The sequence below is a fragment of the Flavobacterium sp. 9 genome, assembly GCF_002754195.1.
Lineage (GTDB): Bacteria > Bacteroidota > Bacteroidia > Flavobacteriales > Flavobacteriaceae > Flavobacterium.
The window spans coordinates 1342308-1368039 of sequence record NZ_PEEU01000001.1 but is presented as its reverse complement, the minus strand read 5'-3'; the positions used below and the strand labels follow the sequence as shown (position 1 = coordinate 1368039).

Genomic DNA, 25732 nt, shown 5'->3' with positions numbered 1-25732 from the left:
TAAAATTGTTTTACAAAAATATATTTTCTTTTTTTAAAATACTATTGTATGATTAAATTTTATTCGTATTATTGCATCATAATACCGTAAGCACTTCATACTGCGGGCAATTGAAAAAAAATATCTACCTATTCTTTTTACAGTATTTCCTTTAAAATAATTAAATTCATAGAACATTCATGTTTGATATTTCTGCATTAAAAGAAATGAAGCTTTCTGAGCTTCAAGAAATAGCTAAGTTAGCTAAAACTATAAAGTTTAATGGCGTTAAAAAAGAGACTTTAATAAGTCAGATTTTAGCACATCAGGAATCGACTGTAGCGCCGCCAGCTAATGCTGTGTCCGAAAAAGTGGAGGATGACAAACCGAAAAGAGCAAGAATAGTTCCTGCGAAGAAAACTCCTATTGCTAAAGATGCTCCAGTTCTTGAATTTGATAAAGTAGAAGAAGCTCCTAAACAAGTAAAAACTCCTGCGATTTCAAAAGCAACTCCAAAAGCGCAACAAGCTTCAAAAGTAGCAGAAATACAAAAAGAAGAAATACAAAAAGAAGAAGTTACACCGGAAGTTCAGGAAACTTCTGAAAATAAAGAAATACAAAAAAAAGGACCTAAAATTGTAAAGTTTAATAAATCAGCTTACGAGAAAAAGGTTGCTTTGCAAAAAGAAAAAGAAGCTACAAAAGAAGTAGGTTCTGAAGAGGTTGGAGAAACAGCTCCTGAAGCCCAAATTACTACAGAAGAAAAAAAGGAAATCACAGAAAAAACAGAAGTTACTGCTCCTGTAAAAAAGATAAATCCTAACCAGAATAAAAATCAGAATCCGAATCAAAATCCAAATTCAAATCAAAACCCGAATCAGAATCCAAATCAAAACGGGAATGGAAATGGAAATAACGGAAATCAAAACCCAAATCATAAAAATAAAAAGAATAATTTCAGAGATTCAGATTTTGAATTTGACGGAATTATCGAAAGTGAAGGTGTATTAGAAATGATGCCTGACGGATACGGATTCTTACGTTCATCAGATTATAATTATTTAGCTTCTCCGGATGATATTTATTTATCAACTTCACAAATCAGATTATTCGGTCTTAAAACCGGAGATACAGTAAAAGGAGTGGTTCGTCCTCCAAAAGAAGGCGAGAAATTTTTCCCTTTAGTACGTGTACTTAAAATCAATGGTCACGATCCGCAAGTTGTTCGTGATAGAGTTTCTTTTGAGCACTTGACACCAGTTTTTCCTTCTGAAAAATTTAAATTAGCCGAAAAAGGCAGTTCAGTTTCAACACGTATTATTGATTTATTCTCTCCAATAGGAAAAGGACAACGTGGTATGATTGTCGCTCAGCCTAAAACGGGTAAAACAATGTTGTTAAAAGATATTGCGAATGCAATTGCTGCAAATCACCCTGAAGTTTACCTTATTGTTCTTTTGATTGATGAGCGTCCTGAAGAGGTTACAGATATGCAACGTAGCGTTCGTGGTGAAGTTATCGCTTCTACATTTGACCGTGAACCACAAGAACACGTGAAAATTGCAAATATTGTTCTTGAAAAAGCAAAACGTTTGGTAGAATGTGGTCATGATGTTGTAATCTTATTAGATTCGATTACACGTTTAGCAAGAGCTTATAATACAGTTCAGCCTGCATCAGGAAAAGTATTAAGTGGAGGTGTTGATGCAAATGCATTACAAAAACCAAAACGTTTCTTTGGAGCGGCAAGAAATGTAGAAAATGGTGGTTCATTAAGTATCATCGCGACTGCATTGACAGAAACTGGTTCTAAAATGGATGAGGTTATCTTTGAAGAATTTAAAGGTACCGGTAATATGGAATTACAATTGGATCGTAAAATTGCGAACAAACGTATTTTCCCTGCAATCGATCTTACATCGTCAAGTACACGTCGTGATGATTTATTATTAGACGAGAAAACTTTACAAAGAATGTGGATTATGCGTAAATATCTATCAGATATGAATCCGGTAGAATCTATGGATTTTGTAAACGATCGTTTCAAGAAAACAAGAAACAACGAAGAGTTTTTGATCTCTATGAATGACTAGAGGAAGGTTCTAAGTTACAAAGGTGCTGAGGTTCTAAGGTTTTTCCTTTGGAATCTATAAATATAAAAAAAGGGATGAGTTTTAAAACTCATCCCTTTTTTGTTATCAAATATAATGTTGAACATAGCCCAAGGTTTCAACCTTGGGACACAATATATTATCTTTATTCGCATCCCAAGGTTGAAACCTTGGGCTATGTTTGAAATACGATAAGATTCTTGGTAATTAGACTTTAGTCTATAAAAAAAACCTTAGAACCTTAGCAACTCAGTGTCTTAGAGTCTTATTTTTCATCAACTACCGGTCTGTTCTCTCTATTTGCCAGATCCCAGGCAACAACAAATGCCAGTTGTGTTCTTTTAGTCAAAGCGTCGTATTCAATTTTTTGAGGTTCGTCGCCTTTTCCGTGGTAATCTTCGTGAACTCCGTTAAAGAAGAAAACAGCCGGAATACCATGTTTTGCAAAGTTATAATGATCAGAACGCTCATAAAAATGATTTGGATCTTTAGGATCATTAAATTTAAAGTCTAAATCTAATTTCGTGTATTTATCGTTTTGAGCTACAACAGCATTATGTAAATCTGAAGATAATCTGTCAGCACCAATAACGTAAACATAGTTGTTCGTTTTTGCATGTTCTACATCGCGACGACCAATCATATCGATATTGATATCTGTAATCGTGTTGGCAATAGGAAACAATGGATTTTCAGAGTAGAAACGAGAACCGTGTAATCCATGCTCTTCGCCAGTTACGTGAAGGAATAATATAGAACGTTTTGGACCATGACCTTCTTTTTTTGCTTTTGCAAAAGCCTTAGCAATTTCCATTACTGCAACAGTTCCGGAACCATCATCATCGGCACCATTATAAACTTCGCCATTTTTTATACCTACGTGATCGTAATGTGCTGAAATAACCAATACTTCATCCGGTTTTTCAGAACCTTCAATATACGCCCAGATATTCTCAGAATCCGGTAGGTTTTCGTTACGTTTTGCATTTAAGAAAGCCGCAGGAATATGTTGGTAATAATCTGTTGCTCCTTTTGGAAACGAAACTCCATTTTTTTTGTATTGCTCGATCATATACAGACCTGCTTTTTTCTGACCTTTAGATCCGGTTTCGCGACCTTCCATTTCGTCAGAAGCGACAACATAAAGCATTTTTTTTAGATCTTTCTCCTTAATAACTTTGATGTATTTAGTTGGATCTGAGTTATCTTTAGAAACAACAGCTTGTGTGTTTTTACAAGAAAACGCTGAAGCAACTAATAATAGAACTACAATTTTTTTCATTAGATTGGTTAGTGTAAGTTGATAAATATATATAACATATAAAAAACAAGTAAAAATAGGATAAAAAAGAAGTTTATAAAAAATAAGATGAAACTTTTAATAAATGAAACTATCCTGGTTTCGCCATAAAAACGATGATGCGCCGGATAAAAATAATAAGACATCCAAAGAATCCCTACGAAATTAATAATATTACCTACAACCGTAAGCGGACTGTCTTCGCCAAATAAGCCAATTACTTTGTTGACAATAAACAAGATGAGAAATATTAAAAGTAAAAAAGAGAAATAATGCAAAGTAAAAATACCGTGATCAAAATAGTACCATTTCTTTTTGTTATGAAAAATCCATAAAAAGAAAGCAAAGAAAGGCATTATAATGAATAAGATTTTTGGGATATTATGAATGAAAGATTCTATGAATTTTTCAATGATTTCTTTTTTTGTATTATGTTCAGTAACATGCACAGCTTTTTCATAAGTCCAATAGGCAAAATCAGAAAGTTTTTCACTCTCTTTTCCATACTTTTGAATCGAATCGATTTCTTTCATCGTCTTTAATTTAAAGTATTTTTTATCGAGCTGTTTCATCGTTTTTTCTTCCACGTAGTCTTTCTTACCGTGTTTTTCAGTTTTGTCTTTGCTGGATTTTTCAAAATTTGAAGTGATTTCTTCCTGACTTTTGTTGAGATTTTCACTTACTTGATTCGGAAATAAAGCAATTAAAAGAAATGTAATAAAACTTATAAAGATATAAAGACGAACAGGAGCAAGGTAAGACAATCTTCTTCCTGAAAGATATTCTTTTGTTAATGTCGAAGGTTTGAAAAGCAGGTTTTTAATCGTTTTCCAGAAAGCATTCTCATAATGCGTTAAATCTTCAAAGAAATGGATAAACAAATGGTGGAATGTTTTCCTGCTATCTGTGTTTTCCTGTCCGCAATTTGGACAAAATTTTTGTTCAACAACATGTCTGCAATTTAAGCAGGTTTTGTCTTTTCTAATCGGACTGTGTGACATTGGTTATTTTGGTTGGTTTAGTTTTTGATTAGTTTTTTATGCTTTTTTGCCCACGGATTTTACGGATTTAAACGGGTTTTCGCTGGTTTCTTTTTTGCCACGAATTACACGAATTAGCACGAATTAATTTTATTAAAATATCAGCGTAAATCTGTTTAAATCCGCGTCATTTGCGTACTATTGCTATTTTTTCAAAACTTCATTCAGGAAAAGCTGTAAATGCTCAAAAGATCTTTTTGCAGCAACAGCATTATAAGCGGCACCTTTAGAATTGTCGTTTCCGGCTTCAGGATTTGTAAAAGAGTGAACGGCATTTGCATAATAAATCATTTGCCAATCGGCTTTTGAGTCACGCATTTCTTGCTGAAAAGCTGTAATTTCTTCCTTAGATTCAAACGGATCATCGGCACCATGACAAACTAAAACTTTAGCTGTAATAGGTTCTACCTGGCGACTTGCATCTCTGGCTAAACTACCGTGAAATGAAACCACACCTTTTACATTCAAATGTCCGCGGGCAGCTTCAAGAACTCCGGTTCCTCCAAAACAATATCCAATAGCAACAATATTATCTGCATTTGCACCGGATTTTACTAATTCCTGCAATGCTGCATTGATTCTTTTTTGATAAACCGCAAAATTGGTTTTGTAATATCCAGCTTGTTTTCCCGCTTCTGAAGTGTTTTTTGGATAATTTCCTTCGCCATAAATATCAGCGATGAAAACCGTATAACCTAATTTAGATAACTCTGTTGCAATATCTTTTGAAGCTTTATCGATTCCTAACCAGGCTGGCAAAAGTAGAATACCAGGATTATTGCTGCTTTTCTTAGCAGATTTTATAGATAAACCATTTAATACCTGATCACCATCAGCATATTTTACAGGTTTTAATTGTGCATTTATAGTGTTAGAAAACAATATAGTAGCAAAAATAATTAGGGCAGAATTTTTCATGATTTCACAATTTTTAACAAATATCAGAAATATTATGTTACAAAAAAACCTCAAAAGCTATTTCTTCTGAGGTTTATATCATTTGATTTACTGAATTGTTAATCTGCTGAAATCTAAATTATTCTGAGTACTTTATAAAGTAATATTTCGCTTAAAAGCACATCCCAATTCAACCATTGAATCTGTTTTTGCAATTCCCGGAATATTATCAATTTGCTCGTATAATATCTTACGCATATGCTCGTGGTTTTTTGCCGTAATTTTAAGATAAAGTGTGAAAGATCCGGTTACAAAATAGCATTCTGTAATTTCAGGAATTTCTTTTAAAGCTTCAATAACTCTTTCAGAATCGGAATCTTTATTGAGTGTAATTCCGGTAAACGAAGCCCAATCATAACCAATTTGTTTTTCGTTTAAAATAGGTTTAATTCCTGTAATAATTCCTTGTTCAAACAAACGATTGATACGCTGATGAACCATTGTATTTGAAATTTTTAGATTCGTAGCGATAGTCGAAAATGCAATTCTTCCGTCTTTTTCCAGTTCTTTTATAATTTTTACGTCAAACTCATCTAAAATATCCATGCGTTTATTTTTAATTTCTGTAAAGATAAAAATAAGTCTGATTTAATGTTTGCAGTCGAAATTTAAAATGACTTATATTCCTGCTAAAATAAGTGATTTTAATTTAAATAAAGCTATAATTGAGTTAAAACATCTTAAATATAGCTTTAAAATAAATAAATTTTATATTTTTGTCTCAATCTAAAAAAATTATTATGGCACATAAGCAAGAAATACTTTCATCAAAGTCTGAAGTTTTGATTGAAAAAGAAAACAAATACGGAGCTCATAACTATCATCCACTTCCGGTTGTTCTGGAAAGAGGAGAAGGAGTATACGTTTGGGATGTTGACGGGAAAAAGTATTATGATTTTTTATCTGCTTATTCTGCTGTTAATCAAGGACATTGTCATCCTAAAATTGTGAAAGCAATGGTTGATCAGGCTCAAAAACTAGCTTTGACTTCTCGTGCTTTTTACAATGATAAATTAGGAAACTACGAAGAATATGTGACTAATTATTTTGGTTTTGATAAAGTATTACCAATGAATACTGGTGCAGAAGCGGTTGAAACGGCTTTGAAACTTTGTAGAAAATGGGCTTATGAAGTAAAAGGGATCCATGAAAATCTTGCGCAAATTATCGTTTGTGAGAATAACTTTCACGGAAGAACGACGACTATTATTTCATTTTCAAATGATGAAACGGCGCGTAAAAGCTTTGGTCCGTTTACAGAAGGATTTATAAAAATTGAATATGATAATCTTGAAGCTCTTGAAAAAGTTTTAGAATCATCAAAAAATATAGCTGGATTTTTGGTTGAACCAATTCAGGGTGAAGCTGGAGTTTATGTGCCATCAGAAGGATATTTGGCGAAAGCAAAAGCATTGTGTGAGAAACATAATGTATTGTTTATTGCCGATGAGGTTCAGACTGGAATTGCCCGTACTGGAAAATTATTAGCGGTTCATCACGAAAATGTACAACCGGATATCTTGATTTTAGGAAAAGCGATTTCTGGTGGAGTTTATCCAGTTTCAGCAGTTTTAGCCAATAACGAAATCATGAATGTGATTAAACCGGGTCAACACGGATCTACTTTTGGTGGAAATCCTGTTGCTGCGGCTGTTGCAATTGCTGCTCTTGAAGTAGTTAAAGAAGAAAACTTAGCCGAAAATGCAGAACGTTTGGGAATCATTTTAAGAAAAGGATTAAACGAAATTGCTGAACGTAACAACTTAATTACACTTGTTCGTGGAAAAGGTTTACTAAACGCAATCGTAATTAATTGTGGTGAAGATTCAGATCTTGCTTGGGAAATTTGTCTAAGATTCAGAGATAACGGATTATTAGCAAAACCAACTCACGGTAATAAAATCAGATTAGCGCCGCCTTTGGTAATGACTGAAGCTCAAATTCAGGAATGTCTTGAAATTATTGAGAAGTCATTAAATGATTTTAGAGATTAATTATTTTTTTCATGCAGATTTCGCAGATTTTTCACTGTTGAGAGAAAGACGCTTTATGATTTAATCTCGCAAAGTCGCAGAGTCGCAAAGTTTTTGAAGTAGATTCTTTTTAAGTTAGTAACTCTTTACTTCGTCCGTTCGCTATTGCTTGGGTGTAAAAGTCAAAAGTACTTTCTTGAAATCTGAGGTTTTGAGATGCATGGCCATGTTTCTATGTGTTAAAAAGAAAACATAAGCATTTTTACTTATCTTTATTATATAAAAAGGCGTTCGCCTGAGCGAACGCCTTCTGGTTATAATTACTTAAAATATCAAAAAAAGTAACTATTTCTTAAAAGCCAATGTTTATAAAGCATTGGCTTTTTTTATTTTTAAAACTTAAATTTTTTAAGTTCCCACAAGGTTTTGATAAAAGTATCTACGTCTTGTGTCGTGTTATAAAAGGCTAATGAAGGGCGAACGGTTGTTTCAACGCCCATTCTTCTCAAAATTGGCTGTGCACAATGATGTCCGGTTCTTACAGCAACACCTTCTTTGTTAAGCGCTTGTCCAACCTGGTCGTTTGAATATCCTTGCAGATTAAAAGAAAGAACACTTGCTTTATCTTTAGCGGTTCCTATCAATCGTACACCCGGAATTTCTTTCAATAGTTTTGTAGCATATTCTAACAAATAATGTTCGTATTGTCCGATTGCGTCAATTCCTAGTTTGGTAACATAATCAATTGCAGCTCCAAGACCAATTGCATCGGCAATGTTTCCGGTTCCAGCTTCAAAACGATTGGGTGCTTTGTGGTATTTTATTTCCTCAAATGTAACATCCTGAATCATATTTCCGCCCGCTTGATATGGTTCCATTTCGTTTAGCAAATCTTCTTTTCCGTATAAAGCGCCAATTCCTGTTGGACCAAATAATTTGTGCCCTGAAAAAACCAGCCAATCCGGATTCAAATCCTGAACATCAACTTTCATGTGCGAAACGGATTGTGCGCCATCTATTAAAACTTTCGCTCCAGCGGAATGTGCCATTTCTACAATTTTCTTAGCAGGAGTTACAGTTCCCAATGCATTTGAAACCTGCGTAAAAGCAACCAAACGTGTTTTAGGATTCAGCAATTTTGCATATTCATCAAGCAAGATCTGACTGTCATCATCTACCGGAATCACACGTAGTTTCAATCCTTTTTTATCTGCCAATCTTTTCCACGGAACAATATTAGCATGATGTTCCAGATTACTTACTATGATTTCGTCTCCGGCAACTAGATTATGATCACCCCAACTTTGTGCAACAAGATTTATACCTTCAGTAGCGCCGCGAACAAATACAATTTCGTTTACAGAAGTCGCATTCAAAAAGGTTTTTACTTTTTCGCGGGCAGCTTCATAAGCATCAGATGCACGAGCGGCTAATTCATGCGCAGCACGGTGAATATTCGAATTTTCATGTTCGTAGAAATACGCAATACGATCAATTACCGATTGTGGTTTTTGAGTCGTTGCCGCATTATCAAACCAAATTAGCGGTTTTCCATTCACAGTTTCACGTAGAATCGGGAAATCTTTCTTGATTAATTCTGCATTAAAATTAGTGCCAATAATTCCGTTCAATTCTGTTGATCCAAGTGTGCTTCCTATAATTGCATTTGGACTTTTTTTGTCAAAAGCAAACGGATTCTGATCTAAGAAATAATAGTTATTTCCAGGTCCATTTCCACTTGATGGAGAAATATCACGTCTTTTAAATTGCGTATCAACCGTTGCCAAAGCAGCTTGTAATTCAATTTCAAAAGAAGAATTTTCGGTTTGAAAAGGCAAATATTGATTGTTTAGAAGCAATTCCGAGAAAAACTTGTCTTCCGTCAATTGTGGCGAACCTCCATTTTTTAAATTATGATCATAAAAACCAGTCTGCGGATCATTCATATTCAGATTATAATCTTCCTGAATTCCAGACGTTGTTATACCACTTTGAGGATCAAATCCCGCTCCGGCATTTGGATATAAAGCCGAAGCACCAGTATTACTGCCATAATTAGCAATAGTTGGCGTTGCTCCAAAACCTGTGAAGGAATTAGGAGTTGGCGCTATATTTACCGGATTTTGCGTTGGACTTGGAGCTAATATATTAGCGCCTCCCGATTGCAATAACGTTTCGGCAATTTTAGTCGCACGAGGATGTTCGCTTTTATCCGGACTCAACGAAATCTCTTTCGGGAATTCGTTGGGTAAAGCCTTGAACAATTCGTTTGCTAAATTTTGCAAATCGTCAATGTTAGGTAAACCGTTGTTGTTAGTATTTATACTCATGATACTTTCCTATTTCTACATCTTCAAGAACTGCGATGGCGTCATCTACTAAAACCGCTAAAGAGCAATATAGAGATACAAGATAAGAAGCGATTGCTTTTTCATTTATTCCCATAAAACGAACTGATAATCCCGGAGATTGTTCGCCTTGTAATCCTGGTTGAATAAGTCCGATAACTCCTTGACGGCTTTCTCCGGTTCTTAAAAGGATAATTTTTGATTTACCATCTTTAATAGGTAATTTATCAGATGGAATAAGCGGAATTCCTCTCCAGGTTAAAAATTGTGATCCAAATAAAGAAGTTGTTGGAGGTGGAACACCGCGACGTGTACACTCACGACCAAAAGCTGCAATTGCTAAAGGATGTAACAAGAAGAAACCTGGTTCTTTCCAGACTTTAGTCAATAATTCGTCTAAATCGTCTGGAGTTGGTGCGCCAGTTCTTGTTTTTATAATTTGAAAAGGAGCAACGTTGCTCAATAAACCATAATCTTTATTATTGATTAATTCGCTTTCCTGACGTTCTTTGATAGTTTCGATAGCCAAACGAAGCTGCTCAGAAATTTGATTGTACGGTTTGCTATATAAGTCAGAAACACGCGTATGTACTTCTACAATAGTTTGAACGGCAGCAAGATTATATTCTCTTGGATTCTCAATATAATCGACAAAAGTGTTTGGTAAAATTCTTTCGTCTCTTGCAGAACAATCTACTTCGATATGGCTTCCGTCTTTTACTTTATTCAAACGGAAAACCCCGGATTCTACCGGAACCCAATGTAAAAGATGTGTGAGCCAACGTGGAGATATTGTCCCGATTTGCGGAACTGAACGTGTCGCAATTGCTAATTGTCTTGCTGCTACATCGCCTAATGCGGTTTGTTGTTGTTTAGATTCAGCCATGATTTAATGGTTTAAAGGTTAATTTATTTTTTGTTTAAAAGATATAATAGGTCTTCAATTGCATAGCCTATTTCTTAAAAGTGAATTTTTATTAAAGATAAAGATTTCTAAAAGTAAATAATGTTTAATTTGTTTTAAAAAACTCTTAAGTTGTTGAATTTCATAACTAAGAAAAGAACCCGAATAATTCTTCAACCGAAAGATATCTTTCTCCCGTATCATAATTAAAAGTCAGAATTACGGAACCGGTTGGAATATCTTTTAGTTTTTTTGAAACTCCGGCAAGAGCAGCTCCTGTTGAAACTCCTCCAAAAATTCCTTCTTTCTGCGTTAATTTTTTAGCAAAATTAAAAGCGTCATTTTTTTCAACCGTAATAATTTCATCAACATATTCTCTATTAAAAACTTCCGGAATAAATCCTGCGCCAATTCCTTGTAAAGGATGTGGAGCCGGAATTCCTCCGCTTAAAACCGGAGATAAAGCAGGTTCTACAGCAATGGTTTTTAGATTCGGAAAATGTTGTTTTAATATTTTAGAAACACCCGTAATATGTCCGCCTGTTCCAACGCCAGTAATCAGGTAATCAATTCCGTCCGGAAAATCGGCAAGGATTTCCTGAGCCGTTGTTCTTTCGTGAACTTCGACATTTGCAGGATTTGTAAATTGAGAGGGCAAAAAAGCATTGTTAATAGTTGCCGCTAATTCCTTTGCTTTTTCAACCGCACCCGAAGTTCCTTTTTCTCTTGGAGTCAAAACATATTCGGCGCCATAAGCTTCGATGATTTTTCTGCGTTCAACGCTCATCGATTCCGGCATTACAATAATTACTTTATAACCTTTTACGGCAGCGACCAATGAAAGTCCAATTCCGGTATTACCCGAAGTTGGTTCAATAATAATCGAATCAGGATTTAAAAAACCTCTTTTTTCGGCATCTTCAATCATTGCCAACGCAATTCTGTCTTTGATGCTCGAACCCGGATTTGATTTTTCGAGTTTAATCCAAACTTCATGATCTGTAAAGAGTTTGTTCAGTTTAATGTGAGGCGTGTTGCCAATGGTTTCTAAAATGTTTTGGTATTTCATGTTTGATATTTTTGATATTTTGGTTTTGGTATTTTCTATATGGAATAAAAAATCGGTTCGGGAAAAGGATTATTGTCCTTGATCTTCATTTCATTTTTATGATAAACCACTGAATTTGAAGGAATCGTGTATGTAAGCCAAACATTTCCGCCAATAATCGAATCGTGTCCAACAGTTGTTTGCCCGCCCAGAATCGTGCTATTCGCATAAATAATCACGTTATCTTCAATAGTTGGATGCCTTTTTATAAACGCTTCTTCCTTTTTTACACTCAAAGCACCAAGCGTCACACCTTGGTATATTTGAACATTATTTCCGATAATAGCTGTTTCGCCAATAACAATTCCGGTTCCGTGATCAATGGCAAAATCGTCTCCTATTTGTGCTCCAGGATGAATTTCTATGCTCGTTTTTATATGTGCATATTCTGAAATCGTTCGGGCAAGAAGTTTCAAATCCTGCTCCCATAACTGATGCGAAAAGCGATAAACAGAAATAGCGAAAAATCCGGGATAAGAGTACAAAACTTCTTCTAAAGTCTTTGCAGCAGGATCTTTGGCAAAAATTGTCTGAGCGTCGTTTAGTGCTTTTTTATGTAAACACGGAATAGCCTCAAAAAACGTTTTGGTTTGTTGTTTGCTATTTTCGTTTTTTGGCGCAAAATCTAAAACCAGTTCATCGAATTGCTTTTCCAGTTCATCAATTTTATTTTCAATCGTCGTCAAACAACCAAATGATTTTGAAGTGTTTGAAAATAATATGGCGAATAACTCATCAATAAAATTATGAATTAATTTCTTCTCCGGAAGAATTAATAATTGTTGATGTTGTTTTGCTATTTCTTGATAAAATGAATTCATAATCGATTATTTTAGGATTAGAAAATTGCTTATTGTCTTTTTAAAAGCGCTCCGCCAGGCATTACTTCCGGTTTTAATTTGAATTTACTGTATTCTACAACTCCTGTTTTATCTGCCCATTCAAAATATGAAGCCGAAAGTTTGTTTACAATTCCCGGATTTTGCTGCGCCACATTTGTAGTTTCACCTCTGTCCGTTTCAATATTATAAAGTTCCCATTCGTAAGAAGGATAAGTCGAAACCAGTTTCCATTTTCCATCCCTGACAGCTCTGTTTCCCGCTCTTTCCCAGAATAATGGTGTGCCTCTATCGACCTGCGAAACATTATTAAATAAAACAGGCAACAAACTGCTTCCAACCAAAGGGTTTGTCGTCACACCATTATATTCCTTGGGATATTCGATTCCGGCCAATTCGTAAAAAGTAGGAGCGAGGTCAATAATATGTCCGGTTCCTTTATCGATTCTTCCAGCTTTTATTTTTGATGGAAACCACGCAATAAACGGAGAACTAAATCCGCCTTCGTGCATATTATTTTTATATTGTTGTAATGGTGTATTCGATAAATAAGCCCAGTTTTGTTCCTGATAATCAAATGATCTCGAAGTTCCAACTGGTCCGTCATTTCTAACCAAACCTCTCCCTAACGGATTATAAGTATTAAATCCGCCTTGAGCGCCATTGTCAGAAATGAAAATAATCAGCGTGTTTTTATCCTTTTTCAAAGCTTTTAGTTTATCCAAAACTTTGCCCACATTCTGATCCATATTATCTACCATTGCGGCATAAACTTCCATTTTGGCTTTCCAGAATTGTTTTTCGTCGTACGATAATTTATTCCATTCCGGAACTTCAGGATCTCTTGGGGCAACAGTTTGGTCAGCCGGTAAAATGCCGTTTGCTTTTAGTTTTTCAATTCTTTTTTCTCTAAGAATATCCCAGCCTTCGTCAAATTTGCCTCTGTATTTGGCGATATCAACAGGTTTTGCCTGCAAAGGCCAATGCGGAGCTGTAAAAGCCAGATATAAAAAGAAAGGTTTGTTTTCTTTGTTTTGCTCGTCTAAAAAAGTCACCGCGTTATTCCCAATTTCATCTGTAAAATAATACGAATCATCTTTTGGATGTAATTCTTCATTATTGCGAATTAATTTTACCGGATAAGGCGTTTTCCCGAAAGGCAAAGGTTTCGTATCAAAGTAGTTGGATGCACCTTTTAAGATTCCGTAGAACTTATCAAAACCTCTTTGATTTGGCCATTGAGCTTGATCTTCAGAACCTACGTGCCATTTTCCTGATAATAAAGTGCTATATCCGCCAGAACGGAAAACTTCTCCCAAAGTCAGTGATTCTTTGTTTAGATATCCCTGATAAGCCGGTAATCCCAGATTCACATCAAAAAATCCCATTCCCGCTTTATGCTGATATTGTCCCGTTAACAAAGATCCTCTTGTAGGCGCACAAATCGAGTTATTGTAAAATTCGCGTAGACGTAAACCTTCATTAGCGAGTTTATCCAGATTTGGAGTTTTAATTTCTGAACCATAATTCCCTAAATCAGAATATCCCATATCATCAACCAGAATCAAAATAATATTTGGTTTTGATGAGTTGGTTTGAGCATGGCTAAAAGAGCCAAATGCGATTAAGAAATTAAGGGTAATAAATGCTTTTTTCATTTTGTTTTTAGATATAATTCAACAACTCTTTTGATACAAAATTTGTAACAAACAGTGTTTGATAATTGGCAATAAGAAATTTGTGGTATCTTGAAAAAGATTCGTTTTCGCTTTTATATTAGAAATAAAAATCAGCACTAAACGAAATTGTAAGGACAGAATTAGCAACAGAAACACATATAACAAAAGGTGTTATAGATGTGCTTTTTAGGAAGAATGTAATACGATATGCTTTCTGTTGTTTTCAAAATTTAGTCTATTTGATTTAAATGATATTTAAAACTCTACTAATTCTATAGACAAAGTTAAATTTAAAATAAAGAAATCCAAATAAATCTGTAATTATTTTTTTGAAGAGTAGGAGAGTTGTCGCTTTTTGTTGTTTTAATGTGTTGATTTTTAATATCTTGTTGTTGGTTTTTAGAAAATAAAAAAGCAAGTGAAAAATGGGATTTTAAATACATTTCTTACTTGCTTTTGGGTTTTAATCTTGGTCTTAACAAAAATTAACCGCAAAGAACGCAAAGATCTTAAAACGCAGAGTTCGCAAAGCTTTGTTAATTTTCCTTTGCGAACTTTGCGTAAACCTTAGCGCTCTTTGCGGTTAAATCAATTTCACGTTGATCTAAAATGAATTTATATAACTTATATGGTGAAAAAGATCATTTACTAAATAACAAAAAGGCAATAATCAAAGTAACAATAACATTGAATAATTGCGCTATTAAAAAAGCATACAAAGGCTTTCGACTATTATTGCTCAACAAATCTTTAAAATTAGTTTCTAAACCAATACTCGTAAAAGCTAATGCAAACCAAATTCCCTGAAGATTCTTCAAGCTATCTTTAACTTGATCACGAACTTCCGGAGTAATCAGAAAAGAAAAGATTAAGGAAGCCAAAATAAAACCAATAACGAACTTAGGAAAACGTTCCCAGATTACGCCCAAAGTAGGTTTTGACGCCACGACTTCCTCCGATTTATTATGAGTATAAGTCCAATAAACGGAGATTGCAAAAGCAGCTATACCTAACAAAACATTCTGCGAGAATTTTACAATTGTACTAATTTTTAAAGCGGTTTCGCCAACCAAAGAACCAGAAGCAACAACAGCTCCGGACGTATCGATACTTCCGCCAAGCCATGCTCCGGTAACTTCCTCGGGAAAATTGAAATATTTGGCAATTATAGGCATGAAAATCATCATTGGAATTGCGGTTACCAAAACAATCGAAATAACATAAGAAAGTTTTTTTGAATCACCTTTAATCGCGCCCGAAGTTGCAATTGCAGCAGAAACTCCGCAAATGGAAACGGCACTTGAAATCATCATCGTTAATTCGTCATCGACTTTTAGTTTTTTACACAACCAAAAAGCAAAATACCAAACGGATAAAACAACAACTAAAGCCTGAATTAATCCCAAAGAACCAGCTTTTAGAATGTCTGAGAAAATAACGCTTGTTCCTAATAAAACCAATCCAATTTTGACAAATACTTCCGTAGAAAGAGTAGATCGAAACCAATCCGGAAGTTTGAAGAAATTGCCAATTGCAAGACCAATTGCTAAACTGAAAATTACAGCTTCAAGATTTAGTCCTTTTACGCCAGTATTTCCTGCAATAATCAATGCGATAACAGTTAATATATAAACGATTGGAAAACCTAATAAAAAGTATTTTACAGATTTTCCAATTAGAAAAGCACCGAATGTTCCGATAGAAATGAAATATAAAAACTGGAATCCAAGAATTTTCAGGTTTTCAAAATCGAATACATCCTGGAATAAATCGGTTCCAGTGGACCATTTGAAAACGGGAACTTCAGGAAGAAAAACAAAAAGAGAAATTCCGATGATTATAAATCCTAGAATTACGACAGTCCAATCTTCGTGAATGTTGAATGATTTGGTTGGGGTTGACATTTTAATGTTTTATTATCCTAACAGTTCCGAGTCTTCAGGACTGTTAGGTATTATTTATTGGTTTTTGATTTTTTTGAATAGACTCCAGCTTTAGCTGGAGGTAACAGGTTTGAGAAAAAAGGCTTTAGCCGAATAAAAAGTTTGGCTAAAGCCTTTCGAATATCGTCATTTTTAAACTCCAGCTAAAGCTGGAGCCTATTCATTTTTTTAGAATGAAATATCAATTATAGATCAACAAAGTATTTTTGTTTGCCAAAATCAAATTCATAATGCGTTAGATTTGGCCATAAAGGTTTCACTAAACCTTTTTCCCAGTTTTGCAAAGCAACCTGTAGTTCCTTTACTTTTTCAGGATTTTTTTGTGCCAGATCTGTTTTTTCAGATTTATCTGAAGCTAAATTATAAAGCCATTCTTCGTGCGTTTTTCCGCTAATGATTAATTTCCAATCGCCGCTTCTAATCGCTTTTGCATCGCCGGAACGCCAGTACAAAGTTTTGTGCGCTTCTTTATTTTCATTGACTGTACTTACAAGATCTACACCATCATAAACACGATCTTTAGGCAAATCCGAGTGAATAGCAGCAGCAATTGTACTGAAAATATCCAATGTACTTACCGGAGTTTTATAGATGGTATGCGGTTTAATTTTTCCTTTCCACGAAAGTGCAAACGGAACATTTACGCCGCCTTCGAAATGAGAAAACTTTCCGGCTTTTAAAGGTGCATTTGTCGTGGCAAAAGTATAATCTGCGCCACCATTGTCGCTGGCAAAAAAGATCAAAGTATTATCTTCCAAGCCTTCTTTTTTAACTTTCGCTCTGATTCTTCCCACGGCATCATCAAGTGCGCTAATCATGGCAAAATAAACACGTTTGTTTTCGTCTTTTACATTAGGAAAACGATCGTAATATTTCTTTCGAACCTGAAAAGGCGTGTGTGGCGCATTAAACGGAACGTACAATAAGAAAGGTTTCTTCTTATTTTTATCGATAAAAGCTTCTGCTTCATCAGCAAAGGTTTCGGTTAGATATGCTTTGTTGTGAATAATTGTAGTATCACGACGAATTTGCCCGATCCCGACGCGGCCATTTCCCCAAATCATTTTATCGGTAAAGTCTTTATGATGATGGTTGATAATATCTGGATTATCATCTTCGGGTGTATACAGCGAAAATGCCTGATAAAATCCGTAGTGATAGTCAAAACCTCGGTCTAAAGGAAAAAATCCTTTGTTATGCCCAAGATGCCATTTCCCGATAATTGCTGTGTTGTAACCTTCTCTTTTGGCAAGATCAGCGAAGGTAATTTCAGATTGTGGCAAACCTTGCGTGGCTATAGACGCTTCGTTTGGGTAATTTATTTTCGGGTTTAATCGCCAATTATTAGTGTTGATTAAATATTTGAATCCATAATATTCTAAGTTGTTTTTTGGATAACGATCTCCAGGCTGAAATTCATGTCCAAAACGTTCCTGATAACGTCCGGTTAAAATACCCGCACGCGAAGGCGAACAAATCGAAGCGGAAACATATCCATCCTGAAAAGTAACTCCTGAAGCCGCCAAAGAATCGATTTGTGGCGTTGGTGTTGATTTTCCTCCGTATAACGAAATATCATATTTCCCTAAATCGTCGGCAAGAATAATAATGATGTTTGGCTTTTTGAAGGAACTGTCTGTGGAAACTTTTTCTGATAGAAATTCCTTTTTTCCTTCAAGTAGTTTTTGGTCCGGTTTTATTAATGTTCCATCTGTATTAATAGGCCAGAATAAAAATACAGCCAATAGAAAAACAATAGCAACTATTGGAAGAATAATCTTTTTTGCTTTGGATAATGCCATGGTTTGGTTTTGGTTTTTTGGAAATGATGTAGTTAACAACAATCTTTGTTAAAGTTAAAAACTTTTGCAAATAATTGCTGCTAAGTGGTTTGTGTTTATATTGCGAGAGCTTTGTCAAAGTTCAAAACTTTGACAAAGCTTACATTCTGTGTGACAATGATTGAGATTACTTAGCAGCCAAAGCCAAATCAACATCATTTTTCAAATCGCCTAATCCTTCTTTTTTAAAGACAATTTTTCCGTCTTTGTATAAAATCAAAGTAGGGAAAACTTTTACTGTTTTTAAATCGGCGATTACTTGCGGACTGTCTTCAAGATCAATTTCTACTACTTTTAGATTAGAGCCGTATTGTGCTTTGATAGTTTCTAAAACTGGTTTTACTTTTTTGCAAGCGCCACAATATATAGATCCAATATCTACCAAAACATCTTTGTTTTCGGCAATGATTTTTTTGTATTCGGCAAGGGTTAATTTGCTTTTAGAATTAGCATAAAAAGGCTTTCCGTTTCCAATCCAGTTGGCGATTCCACCTTCAAGACTATATGCTTCTTTGAAACCGTTTTTAAGTAAAGCTTCGGCTAACCAAACACTTCTCCCTGCGCCAATAGAGTAGGTGAATACAGGTTTTGTTTTGTCTAATTTTGCTACTTGATCCGCATAATCTTTAGATTCGAGATTAAAATTTACCGCACCATTAATATGGTTCAATGCAAATTCTTCGGGACCGCGAGCATCAATTATTTGAGGCTTTTTCTCGCTTTGAATTTTGGTATAATACACGTCTAATGAAACTGTAGTTGGGCTTTTTTCTTGCGAAAATCCAACGATTGATAGAAACAGTATTAGGGTTGTAATACTGTTTCTTATTATTTTGTTTTTTTTCATAGTTTCTTAAGGTTAAGCCTGCTCTAAAACCTGAGTTGGTTCAGCAATTTCTACGGGTTTAGTTTTTAATGGAAACGCTATTACACCTTCGGCAAGCGGACTTCCTTCTTTTTTAGATTTGAATATTGGCCACAAAAATTGTGCGTACCATTCTTCTTGTTTGTATGATTTTGTACCGTATGATTCCGGGAATTTACGCGTGATTAATCCAGTTCCGAAAATTACATCCCAGATAAAAAACATGTTTCCAAAGTTTCCTTTAAAGTGTCCAACTCCGTCACCGCTAGTATCTGCGTGATGCGCGTGGTGTGTTGCAGGAGTAGAAATCAAGCGCTCTAAAACCCAGGCAATCGGATGTAAAACTTTGTATTTGTAGAATGGTTTGTCCCATGCAAGGCTTGAATGTGCTCCTAAAGTGATGATACTTTTGATTACCAAAACAAATAATGCAGGCAATCCTAAACCTAAATAAGTTAAAGTTGCAGTCAAATAAATTTGAGAAAAGAAAACCGTATAAATAAAGTTTTGTCTTGAAGCCATCGCCATTCCCATATATGGAGCCGAATGATGCGTTCTGTGGAATCTCCATAAAAACGGAACTTGATGATGTAAACGGTGGTACCAGTATTGTGTTAAATCATCGGCAATTGCAATAAGGAAAAACCCTCCCCAAAACGGAACCCATGAAAGTGTATTGGCTAAATTCGGAATTAAATATGGTAAAGCTGTTAAGCTGAAAAATGCAATTACAGGCGGTAAAAGCAATTTTGGAGCAAGAAAACAAATGATATCTACTTTGCGTTCCTGACCAGTCCATTGATCGTCGTATAAACCTGCTGCAAATTCAATAAATCCCAGAACTAGCATGAAAACGGTTAATCCCCAGGTTCTGATATGTTCGAATGCGGGTTTAGAAAATTCTAAAAATGATGGTAATCCAATGTGCGATTCTGCCACAACACCATTTGTTAATTTAAAATAAAGGAAAATTGCCACTACAGGCAAACTGTATATTAAAAGACTGATCAATAAATCTTTTGTTAGTTTTTCTCGTTGTACTATTGCCATGATTTCTTATTTTAAAAATTGATTAATTAATGCTAAACCGCCCGCCAATATTACTAGCGGAACTAAAAAAACGATCGCTCCCACGATGATTTTTTTTCCTATAATTTCATAGTCTACTCGTTTCATAATTGGTAAATTTTGGTGTGTTGTTCTTTTTTTTAATATTTTGTAATCTATTCTGATAGATATATTTAAGCTAATAAAATGTAAAAATAAAAAATAAAACTTCTAATTCTATAGATCTAGTAGAGTTTTATTTAATTGTTTTTAATAAAATTTGTTATAATCCTTATTTTACCTTCTGAATTGTTGGAAGCGTTTCAACAGTTAAATTGTTTCTAAGCTCATCAGATGGTAAATACAAACGAATGATTAAAGTTGTTTTTTTGGCATCGCTGGTTGGAAGCCAATTTTCTTTTTTCTCAGTTCCCGAAAGGTTGATTTTATAAGAAGTACTATCAGCTTCGTACTTTACATTTTCAAGATTATAGCTGTATTTGCTGATTGGGTTTTTAATTAAAAAACCGTTTTCATCATAAGCCGTAATGCTCCAATATTTAGCGTTTAGTTTTTTTCCGCTTATGATATAATCAGCTTTAGGATCTAATTCATTTCCTTCGCTATCAGTGCTTGTACTTACATAAATCACTTCTTTTTTAGTTAAAGCATAAGGTCCATAAACCGCAACTTGTGCAATTGTAAGCAAATCGGCAGTGTTAAGATCTTTGTCTTTATCGACAGTTTGCCAATTTCCAATAATGCGTTGCGAGTCGCTTTTGCCGGATTTAATGTTGTAAACACCAACGGCACTTCCCAATATAATAGACAGAATAATTAATGCAACCGCAAGTCCTATCTTTTTTATTTTTTGATTTAAAGCCATTTCTATTTGATTTTAAGTTGAATATTTAATTTTTTTAGGAGCTAATCCCGCTCCCGAAGCTTCGGGACGTTTCAATCTTTTGCGCCGCTAAAGAAGTGCCACAAAAGGATTTCCACTTCTATCGGGGCTAGGATATTCTTTGTCGAGTTACTTACGTGTCCTTCGACTTCGCTCAGGATGACAAGCATTGACATTTTTTTCGAATTAAAATAAAAAAATCTGTTTAAATCCGCGTCTTTGCAAAGCAAATCCGTGTCATCTGCGTACCATGACAAAGCTATTCGCGCGTTCTACTTCACTAATTTCTCTACCGTAACGCCATGTTGCAATTCAGCCAGAGTTTTTACCGTATATGCTTTCGAAACTAAATAACGAAACAGAATCAATCCTTTAGTTGTTGGACTATAGATGATTTTTTCTTTCGGAATATTTTTCAATACTTCAGAAGTACTTCCTTCCGGAGCTAAATAATATTCGAATTTTGCTTTTACCTGTTCTTCATTCTGAACAAAATAATTGGTCGTGTTTTCCTGATAAGCCGAGATCGACCAATAAGTAGAATCTGGCACTATACCTGAAATTTTCAATACCTGATCTTTCAAATCATAATTAATTGTCGAATACAAAAAGTCAGGATTCGGTAACGGAATCACTCGGCTGTTTTCAGCATTTGGCTGATTTCCAAATTGAGGCGTATTGATAACACCCAAACTTTTCTCTGCAAATTTCTTCTGAACATAATAAGGAGTTACCCAAATTGTTAAGTAATAAAAGCTTACTGCAATTACTACAAGTACCAAGGCAAAGAAGCCTTTTTTGATAAGTGGTTTTACTGCTGCCATAATTTACCAGATTTAATATCAGGGCCATTAATTTTTTCGAAAATCATTAACAGCTCTGAAAAAGTTATTATTTATTTTTCTTGTGAGTACGTTGTTTCAAAACATCTATCCAGTCAATAAAAGGATAAACGTTATTTTTCTTGGCCTGATCGTCAAAATCGGCTAGAAGTTCTTTTAGTTTTTCCGGATTTTTTTGTGCCAGATTTACTCTTTCGTTAAAGTCCGTGTTGAGGTTGTATAATTCCCAAACGTCGTTGTCAAACGTACTTGGACCTGTACTTTTAGCCAAAGCTCCATTATCAATAATGTCAATAAAATCAGGATGATGTGGCGCCGAAGCTTTCCATCCATCTTTGTAAAGTGCTCTTGAGCCAAAAATATAATAGTATTGAATTTTATGTCTTGACAGCGCTTTTGCATCAGCATAAGAATACGCCAATGAAGTTCCCTGAATAGAATCCTGAGCAATTCCTTTAATTGCTGCCGGAGCTTTAATTCCGATAGTTTCTAAAGTCGTTGGCAAAATATCATTTACATGACCGTATTGGTTACGAATTCCGGGAGTTTTAATTCCTTTTGGATAATAAACAATCAACGGATTTCTTGTTCCTCCTTCAGAATGTGCGTCTTGTTTTAAATTTCTAAACGGAGTATTTGCTGCTAATGCCCATCCGTAAGGATAATTTCCTTCAATTGCATCTGGCGTTCCCAGTAAATCTATTTTGGCAAGATTATTTTTTAAATCAGCTTCTTTAGAATTTTTTGCAAAAAGTTTTTTAAACAATGGTTCGTCAATTGTTCCGGATTCAGTTCCTTCTTTACTGGCACCGTTGTCTCCTAAAACAATATAGAAAACCGTATTGTCCAATTGATTAATTGTTTTCAGATGATTTACGATTCGGCTTATTTCATAATCTGTATATTCAAGATATCCAGCGTAGATTTCCATAAAACGAGCGTATAATTTCTTTTCGTCAGGAGATAAAGTATTCCATGCTTTTACATAAGAATCGCGCGTTGGCAATTTTGCATCGGCAGGAATTAAACCTAATTTCTTTTGTTTTGCTAATACTTTATCACGGTAAATATCCCAGCCTTCGTCAAATTTGCCTTTGTATTTATCGCTCCATTCTTTGGCCACCTGATGAGGAGAATGTGTTGCTCCCGGCGCATAATACAAAAAGAAAGGTTTGTTTGGCGCTGCATTTTTCTGACGATCGATATATGTAATTGCTTTATCAGTAATTAATTCGCTTAAATGTTTTCCTTTTAAATCGGCGATAAATTCGTTTTTGGTTTTATCTTTTCCGGAACTATTTAATCTTGTGTTTCCGTTTAACCAAGTTTGATCTTCGACTAAATCAGGATTGTATTGATCAGTTTCAGAACCTAAGAATCCATAGAAATGATCAAAACCTTTTCCGGTTGGCCATCTGTCAAACGGTCCTGCATCTGTAGCGTCTTCATCCGGAGTAACTCCGTATTTACCAACGGCAAAAGTGTTGTATCCGTTTTCGCGTAAAATCTCGGCAATTGTTCCTGCTGATGATGGAATTCTTCCGTCCCAACCCGGGAAACCTGCTGAAGTTGCCGTATGCGAAAATCCTCCAACATGAACCGCATGCGGATTACGACCCGTTAATAAACTGGCACGTGTTGGTGCACAAATTGCAGTTGTATGAAAGTTGGTATAACGCAAACCATTATTGGCTAAATTCTCCAAAGTAGGCGTGTTGATTAAACCTCCAAAAGCGCTTGTAGCTCCAAATCCAACATCGTCTAATAAAATCCAAACCACGTTAGGCGCGCCTTCCGGAGCTTTTACGGGATCTGGCCAATATTCTTTAGAATCTGCCAGAGTTTTACCAATTACACCTTTGTAATTAGGATCTGGTTTTGATTGTGCAAAGCTTAATTGCGCAATTATTAATGCAGTAATCAAAAGCCCTTTTTGAGGCGATTTAATACTTGCTATATTATTTTTTATTTTTTTCATTGTTTGTAAAGATGTAATCCTGCAATGCTTTTGAAAATTTGCGGGATGATTTAAACCTGCAAGGTTTGAGAAACTTTGCAGGTTTTGGAATTTATATTAGTTAGAACTTCCGGATTTTGCACTGTTTTCAGTATTTCCGCCTTTAGTTACTTGTTTTACTAAATCCTGAAGTGTTTTTCCTTTGTCTGCACCAGAATTATGAATTCTTCTGTTGTATACATCTTGCCAGTCGATTAACGGATAAACGTTATTTTCTTTGGCTTGCTCATCAAATACTTTTTTAAGCTCAGCTAATTTTTCTGGGTATTTTTTAGCAAGATTGTTACGTTCGTTGAAGTCTTCGTTTAAGTTGTATAATTCCCAAACATCGGCATCAAAATTACTTGCAACAGGTTTTTCATTTTTGCCCAAAGTATTTTTTAAAGCAAATGAATCCGGTAAATGTGCTGCTCCGGCTTTCCAACCATCTTTGTAAATTGCTCTGTTTCCGAAGATATAGTAGTATTGCACTTTGTGTAAAGATTCTGCTTTAGCATCATTTAATGAAGCGTATAAAGAAGATCCCTGAATAATATCTTGTTTGATATTTTTAATATATTCTGGAGCTTTAATTCCTGCAATATCCAAAGTTGTTGGCAATAAATCCGTAACGTGGCTGTATTGGTTTCTGATTCCGCCTTTTTCTTTGATTCCTTTTGGATAAAAAACAATCAACGGATTGTGTGTTCCTCCTTCAGATTGTGCATCTTGCTTCCAGTTTTTGAAAGGAACATTTGTTGCTTGTGCCCATCCTAATGGATAATTGGTGTTAAGACCTTTTGCTGTACCAATTTCGTCGATATTAGCTAAGTTTTTCTTTAGATTTTCATCGTCAGATGTTCCTTGAGAAAATAAACTTTGGTTAATAGTTCCTTCTGTAGTCCCTTCTTTACTTGCTCCATTGTCTCCAATTGCAACGAAAATTACAGTGTTTTCTAATTGATTAGTTTCTTTTAGATAATTCACAACTCTTCCAACTTCATAATCTGTATATGTTAGGAATCCTGCGTAAACTTCCATAAAGCGAGCATAAACTTTTTTCTGATCCGGACTTAGTTTTTTCCAGTCTGTGATTAACGGATTACGTTCCGGTAAAACCGCATTGGCAGGAATTACACCCAATTTCTTTTGGTTTGCAATCACTTCTTCGCGATAAGCATCCCAACCTTTGTCAAATTTTCCTCTATATGGATCGCTCCATTTTGTAGCCACCTGATGAGGTGCGTGCGCTGCTCCCGGTGCATAGTACAAAAAGAATGGTTTTCCAGGTGCCGCTTTTTGTTGTTTTTGAATATAACTAATTGCTTTATCTGTGATCAATTCGCTTAAGTGACGTCCGTCTGGCGTAACGTGAACTTGATCTTCCACTAAATCAGGATTGTATTGATCTGTTTGAGAACCTAAGAATCCGTAGAAATGGTCAAAACCTTTTCCGGTTGGCCATCTGTCAAATGGTCCTGCATCTGTAGCATCTTCGTCTGGAGTTACGCCATATTTACCAACGGCAAAAGTATTGTATCCGTTTTCACGTAAAATCTCTGCAATTGTTCCTTTATCAGATGGAATTCTTCCATCCCAACCCGGGAAACCTGCAGATAAAATAGTATGTGAAAATCCGCTTTCGTGCACTCTTCCTGAATTTCTTCCGGTTAATAAAGCCGCACGAGTAGGAGCACAAATAGCAGTGGTGTGAAAGTTGGTGTAACGCAAACCGTTATTTGCCAATTGGTCAAATGTTGGCGTTTGAATCAAACCTCCAAAAGCGCTTGAAGCTCCAAATCCTACGTCATCAAGTAAAATCCAGATTACGTTTGGCGTACCTTGAGGAGCTTTTACCGGCTCTGGCCAATATTCTTTAGAATCGGCTAGAGTTTTACCAATTACACCTTTAAATTCTTCTTGTTTTTCTTGTGCAAAGCCCAGTTGTGCAACTAGCAATGCAGTAATCAAAAGCCCATTTTTAGGGCTTTTGATTTTTGAGTTAATTTCAAATTTTTTCATTATTTCTTTTTTTAATATTTGTACATCTATGGAT

General features: G+C 35.1%; 19 protein-coding genes. 2 read left to right on the top strand and 17 right to left on the bottom strand.

Features of this window, described 5'->3' with window-relative positions; genetic code table 11:
- Positions 1 to 179 precede the first annotated feature (179 nt).
- Positions 180 to 2072, top strand: coding sequence for a transcription termination factor Rho (gene rho / locus CLU81_RS04850; RefSeq protein ID WP_099708795.1), 1893 nt, complete (start codon positions 180 to 182; stop codon positions 2070 to 2072).
- A 283-nt stretch (positions 2073 to 2355) separates the two neighbouring features.
- Here rho and CLU81_RS04845 read toward each other — a convergent pair whose 3' ends face one another.
- The 4 genes from CLU81_RS04845 to CLU81_RS04830 all read right to left on the bottom strand — a co-directional run bounded on the left by CLU81_RS04845 (position 2356) and on the right by CLU81_RS04830 (position 5933).
- Positions 2356 to 3372, bottom strand: a complete 1017-nt coding sequence (locus tag CLU81_RS04845; protein ID WP_099708794.1) for a M28 family peptidase — start codon at positions 3370 to 3372, stop codon at positions 2356 to 2358.
- An 8-nt stretch (positions 3373 to 3380) separates the two neighbouring features.
- On the bottom strand, positions 3381 to 4391 hold the full coding sequence (locus CLU81_RS04840) for a DUF3667 domain-containing protein (RefSeq protein WP_099708793.1): 1011 nt from the start codon (positions 4389 to 4391) through the stop codon (positions 3381 to 3383).
- A 183-nt stretch (positions 4392 to 4574) separates the two neighbouring features.
- Positions 4575 to 5348 (bottom strand): dienelactone hydrolase family protein, encoded by a 774-nt coding sequence (locus tag CLU81_RS04835; protein ID WP_099708792.1) that lies wholly within the window; start codon positions 5346 to 5348, stop codon positions 4575 to 4577.
- Between the two features lie 132 nt (positions 5349 to 5480).
- Positions 5481 to 5933, bottom strand: a complete 453-nt coding sequence (locus CLU81_RS04830) for an Lrp/AsnC family transcriptional regulator (protein WP_099708791.1) — start codon at positions 5931 to 5933, stop codon at positions 5481 to 5483.
- Positions 5934 to 6127: 194 nt separating this feature from the next.
- On the opposite strand from CLU81_RS04830, the gene rocD reads away from it, so the two are divergent.
- Positions 6128 to 7381, top strand: coding sequence for an ornithine--oxo-acid transaminase (rocD, locus tag CLU81_RS04825; RefSeq protein WP_099708790.1), 1254 nt, complete (start codon positions 6128 to 6130; stop codon positions 7379 to 7381).
- A 371-nt stretch (positions 7382 to 7752) separates the two neighbouring features.
- Here rocD and CLU81_RS04820 read toward each other — a convergent pair whose 3' ends face one another.
- From CLU81_RS04820 to CLU81_RS04760, 13 genes are all read right to left on the bottom strand, one after another.
- Entirely contained in the window at positions 7753 to 9690 is a 1938-nt protein-coding gene (locus tag CLU81_RS04820) for a family 2A encapsulin nanocompartment cargo protein cysteine desulfurase (protein WP_099708789.1), read from the bottom strand.
- Entirely contained in the window at positions 9674 to 10594 is a 921-nt protein-coding gene (locus CLU81_RS04815) for a family 2A encapsulin nanocompartment shell protein (protein WP_099708788.1), read from the bottom strand. The genes CLU81_RS04820 and CLU81_RS04815 overlap by 17 nt, the downstream gene beginning before the upstream one ends.
- 166 nt (positions 10595 to 10760) lie before the next feature.
- Positions 10761 to 11681 carry a cysteine synthase A gene (gene cysK / locus CLU81_RS04810; protein WP_099708787.1) on the bottom strand — a complete coding sequence of 307 codons (921 nt, stop codon included), beginning with the start codon at positions 11679 to 11681 and terminating at the stop codon, positions 10761 to 10763.
- Between the two features lie 35 nt (positions 11682 to 11716).
- Positions 11717 to 12541, bottom strand: coding sequence for a serine O-acetyltransferase EpsC (gene epsC, locus CLU81_RS04805; protein WP_099708786.1), 825 nt, complete (start codon positions 12539 to 12541; stop codon positions 11717 to 11719).
- Between the two features lie 29 nt (positions 12542 to 12570).
- Complete coding sequence (locus tag CLU81_RS04800; RefSeq protein ID WP_099708785.1) at positions 12571 to 14217, bottom strand: arylsulfatase; 1647 nt, start codon at positions 14215 to 14217, stop codon at positions 12571 to 12573.
- A gap of 662 nt (positions 14218 to 14879) precedes the next feature.
- A complete protein-coding gene (locus CLU81_RS04795; RefSeq protein WP_099708784.1) occupies positions 14880 to 16142 on the bottom strand; it encodes a YeiH family protein in 1263 nt (420 codons plus the stop codon).
- Positions 16143 to 16366: 224 nt separating this feature from the next.
- On the bottom strand, positions 16367 to 17983 hold the full coding sequence (locus CLU81_RS04790) for a sulfatase-like hydrolase/transferase (RefSeq protein WP_099712671.1): 1617 nt from the start codon (positions 17981 to 17983) through the stop codon (positions 16367 to 16369).
- A 166-nt stretch (positions 17984 to 18149) separates the two neighbouring features.
- On the bottom strand, positions 18150 to 18869 hold the full coding sequence (locus CLU81_RS04785; protein ID WP_099708783.1) for a thioredoxin domain-containing protein: 720 nt from the start codon (positions 18867 to 18869) through the stop codon (positions 18150 to 18152).
- A gap of 12 nt (positions 18870 to 18881) precedes the next feature.
- Positions 18882 to 19937: a sterol desaturase family protein gene (locus CLU81_RS04780; protein WP_099708782.1), complete on the bottom strand. Its 1056-nt coding sequence runs from the start codon at positions 19935 to 19937 to the stop codon at positions 18882 to 18884.
- A 289-nt stretch (positions 19938 to 20226) separates the two neighbouring features.
- Positions 20227 to 20820 (bottom strand): DUF1214 domain-containing protein, encoded by a 594-nt coding sequence (locus CLU81_RS04775; RefSeq protein ID WP_099708781.1) that lies wholly within the window; start codon positions 20818 to 20820, stop codon positions 20227 to 20229.
- A gap of 290 nt (positions 20821 to 21110) precedes the next feature.
- Positions 21111 to 21662 carry a DUF1254 domain-containing protein gene (locus tag CLU81_RS04770; protein WP_099708780.1) on the bottom strand — a complete coding sequence of 184 codons (552 nt, stop codon included), beginning with the start codon at positions 21660 to 21662 and terminating at the stop codon, positions 21111 to 21113.
- 67 nt (positions 21663 to 21729) lie between these two features.
- Complete coding sequence (locus CLU81_RS04765) at positions 21730 to 23658, bottom strand: arylsulfatase (RefSeq protein WP_099708779.1); 1929 nt, start codon at positions 23656 to 23658, stop codon at positions 21730 to 21732.
- A 96-nt stretch (positions 23659 to 23754) separates the two neighbouring features.
- The gene (locus tag CLU81_RS04760) at positions 23755 to 25698 is read right to left on the bottom strand and encodes an arylsulfatase (protein WP_099708778.1); all 1944 of its coding nucleotides are present in this window, start codon (positions 25696 to 25698) and stop codon (positions 23755 to 23757) included.
- Positions 25699 to 25732 lie beyond the last annotated feature (34 nt).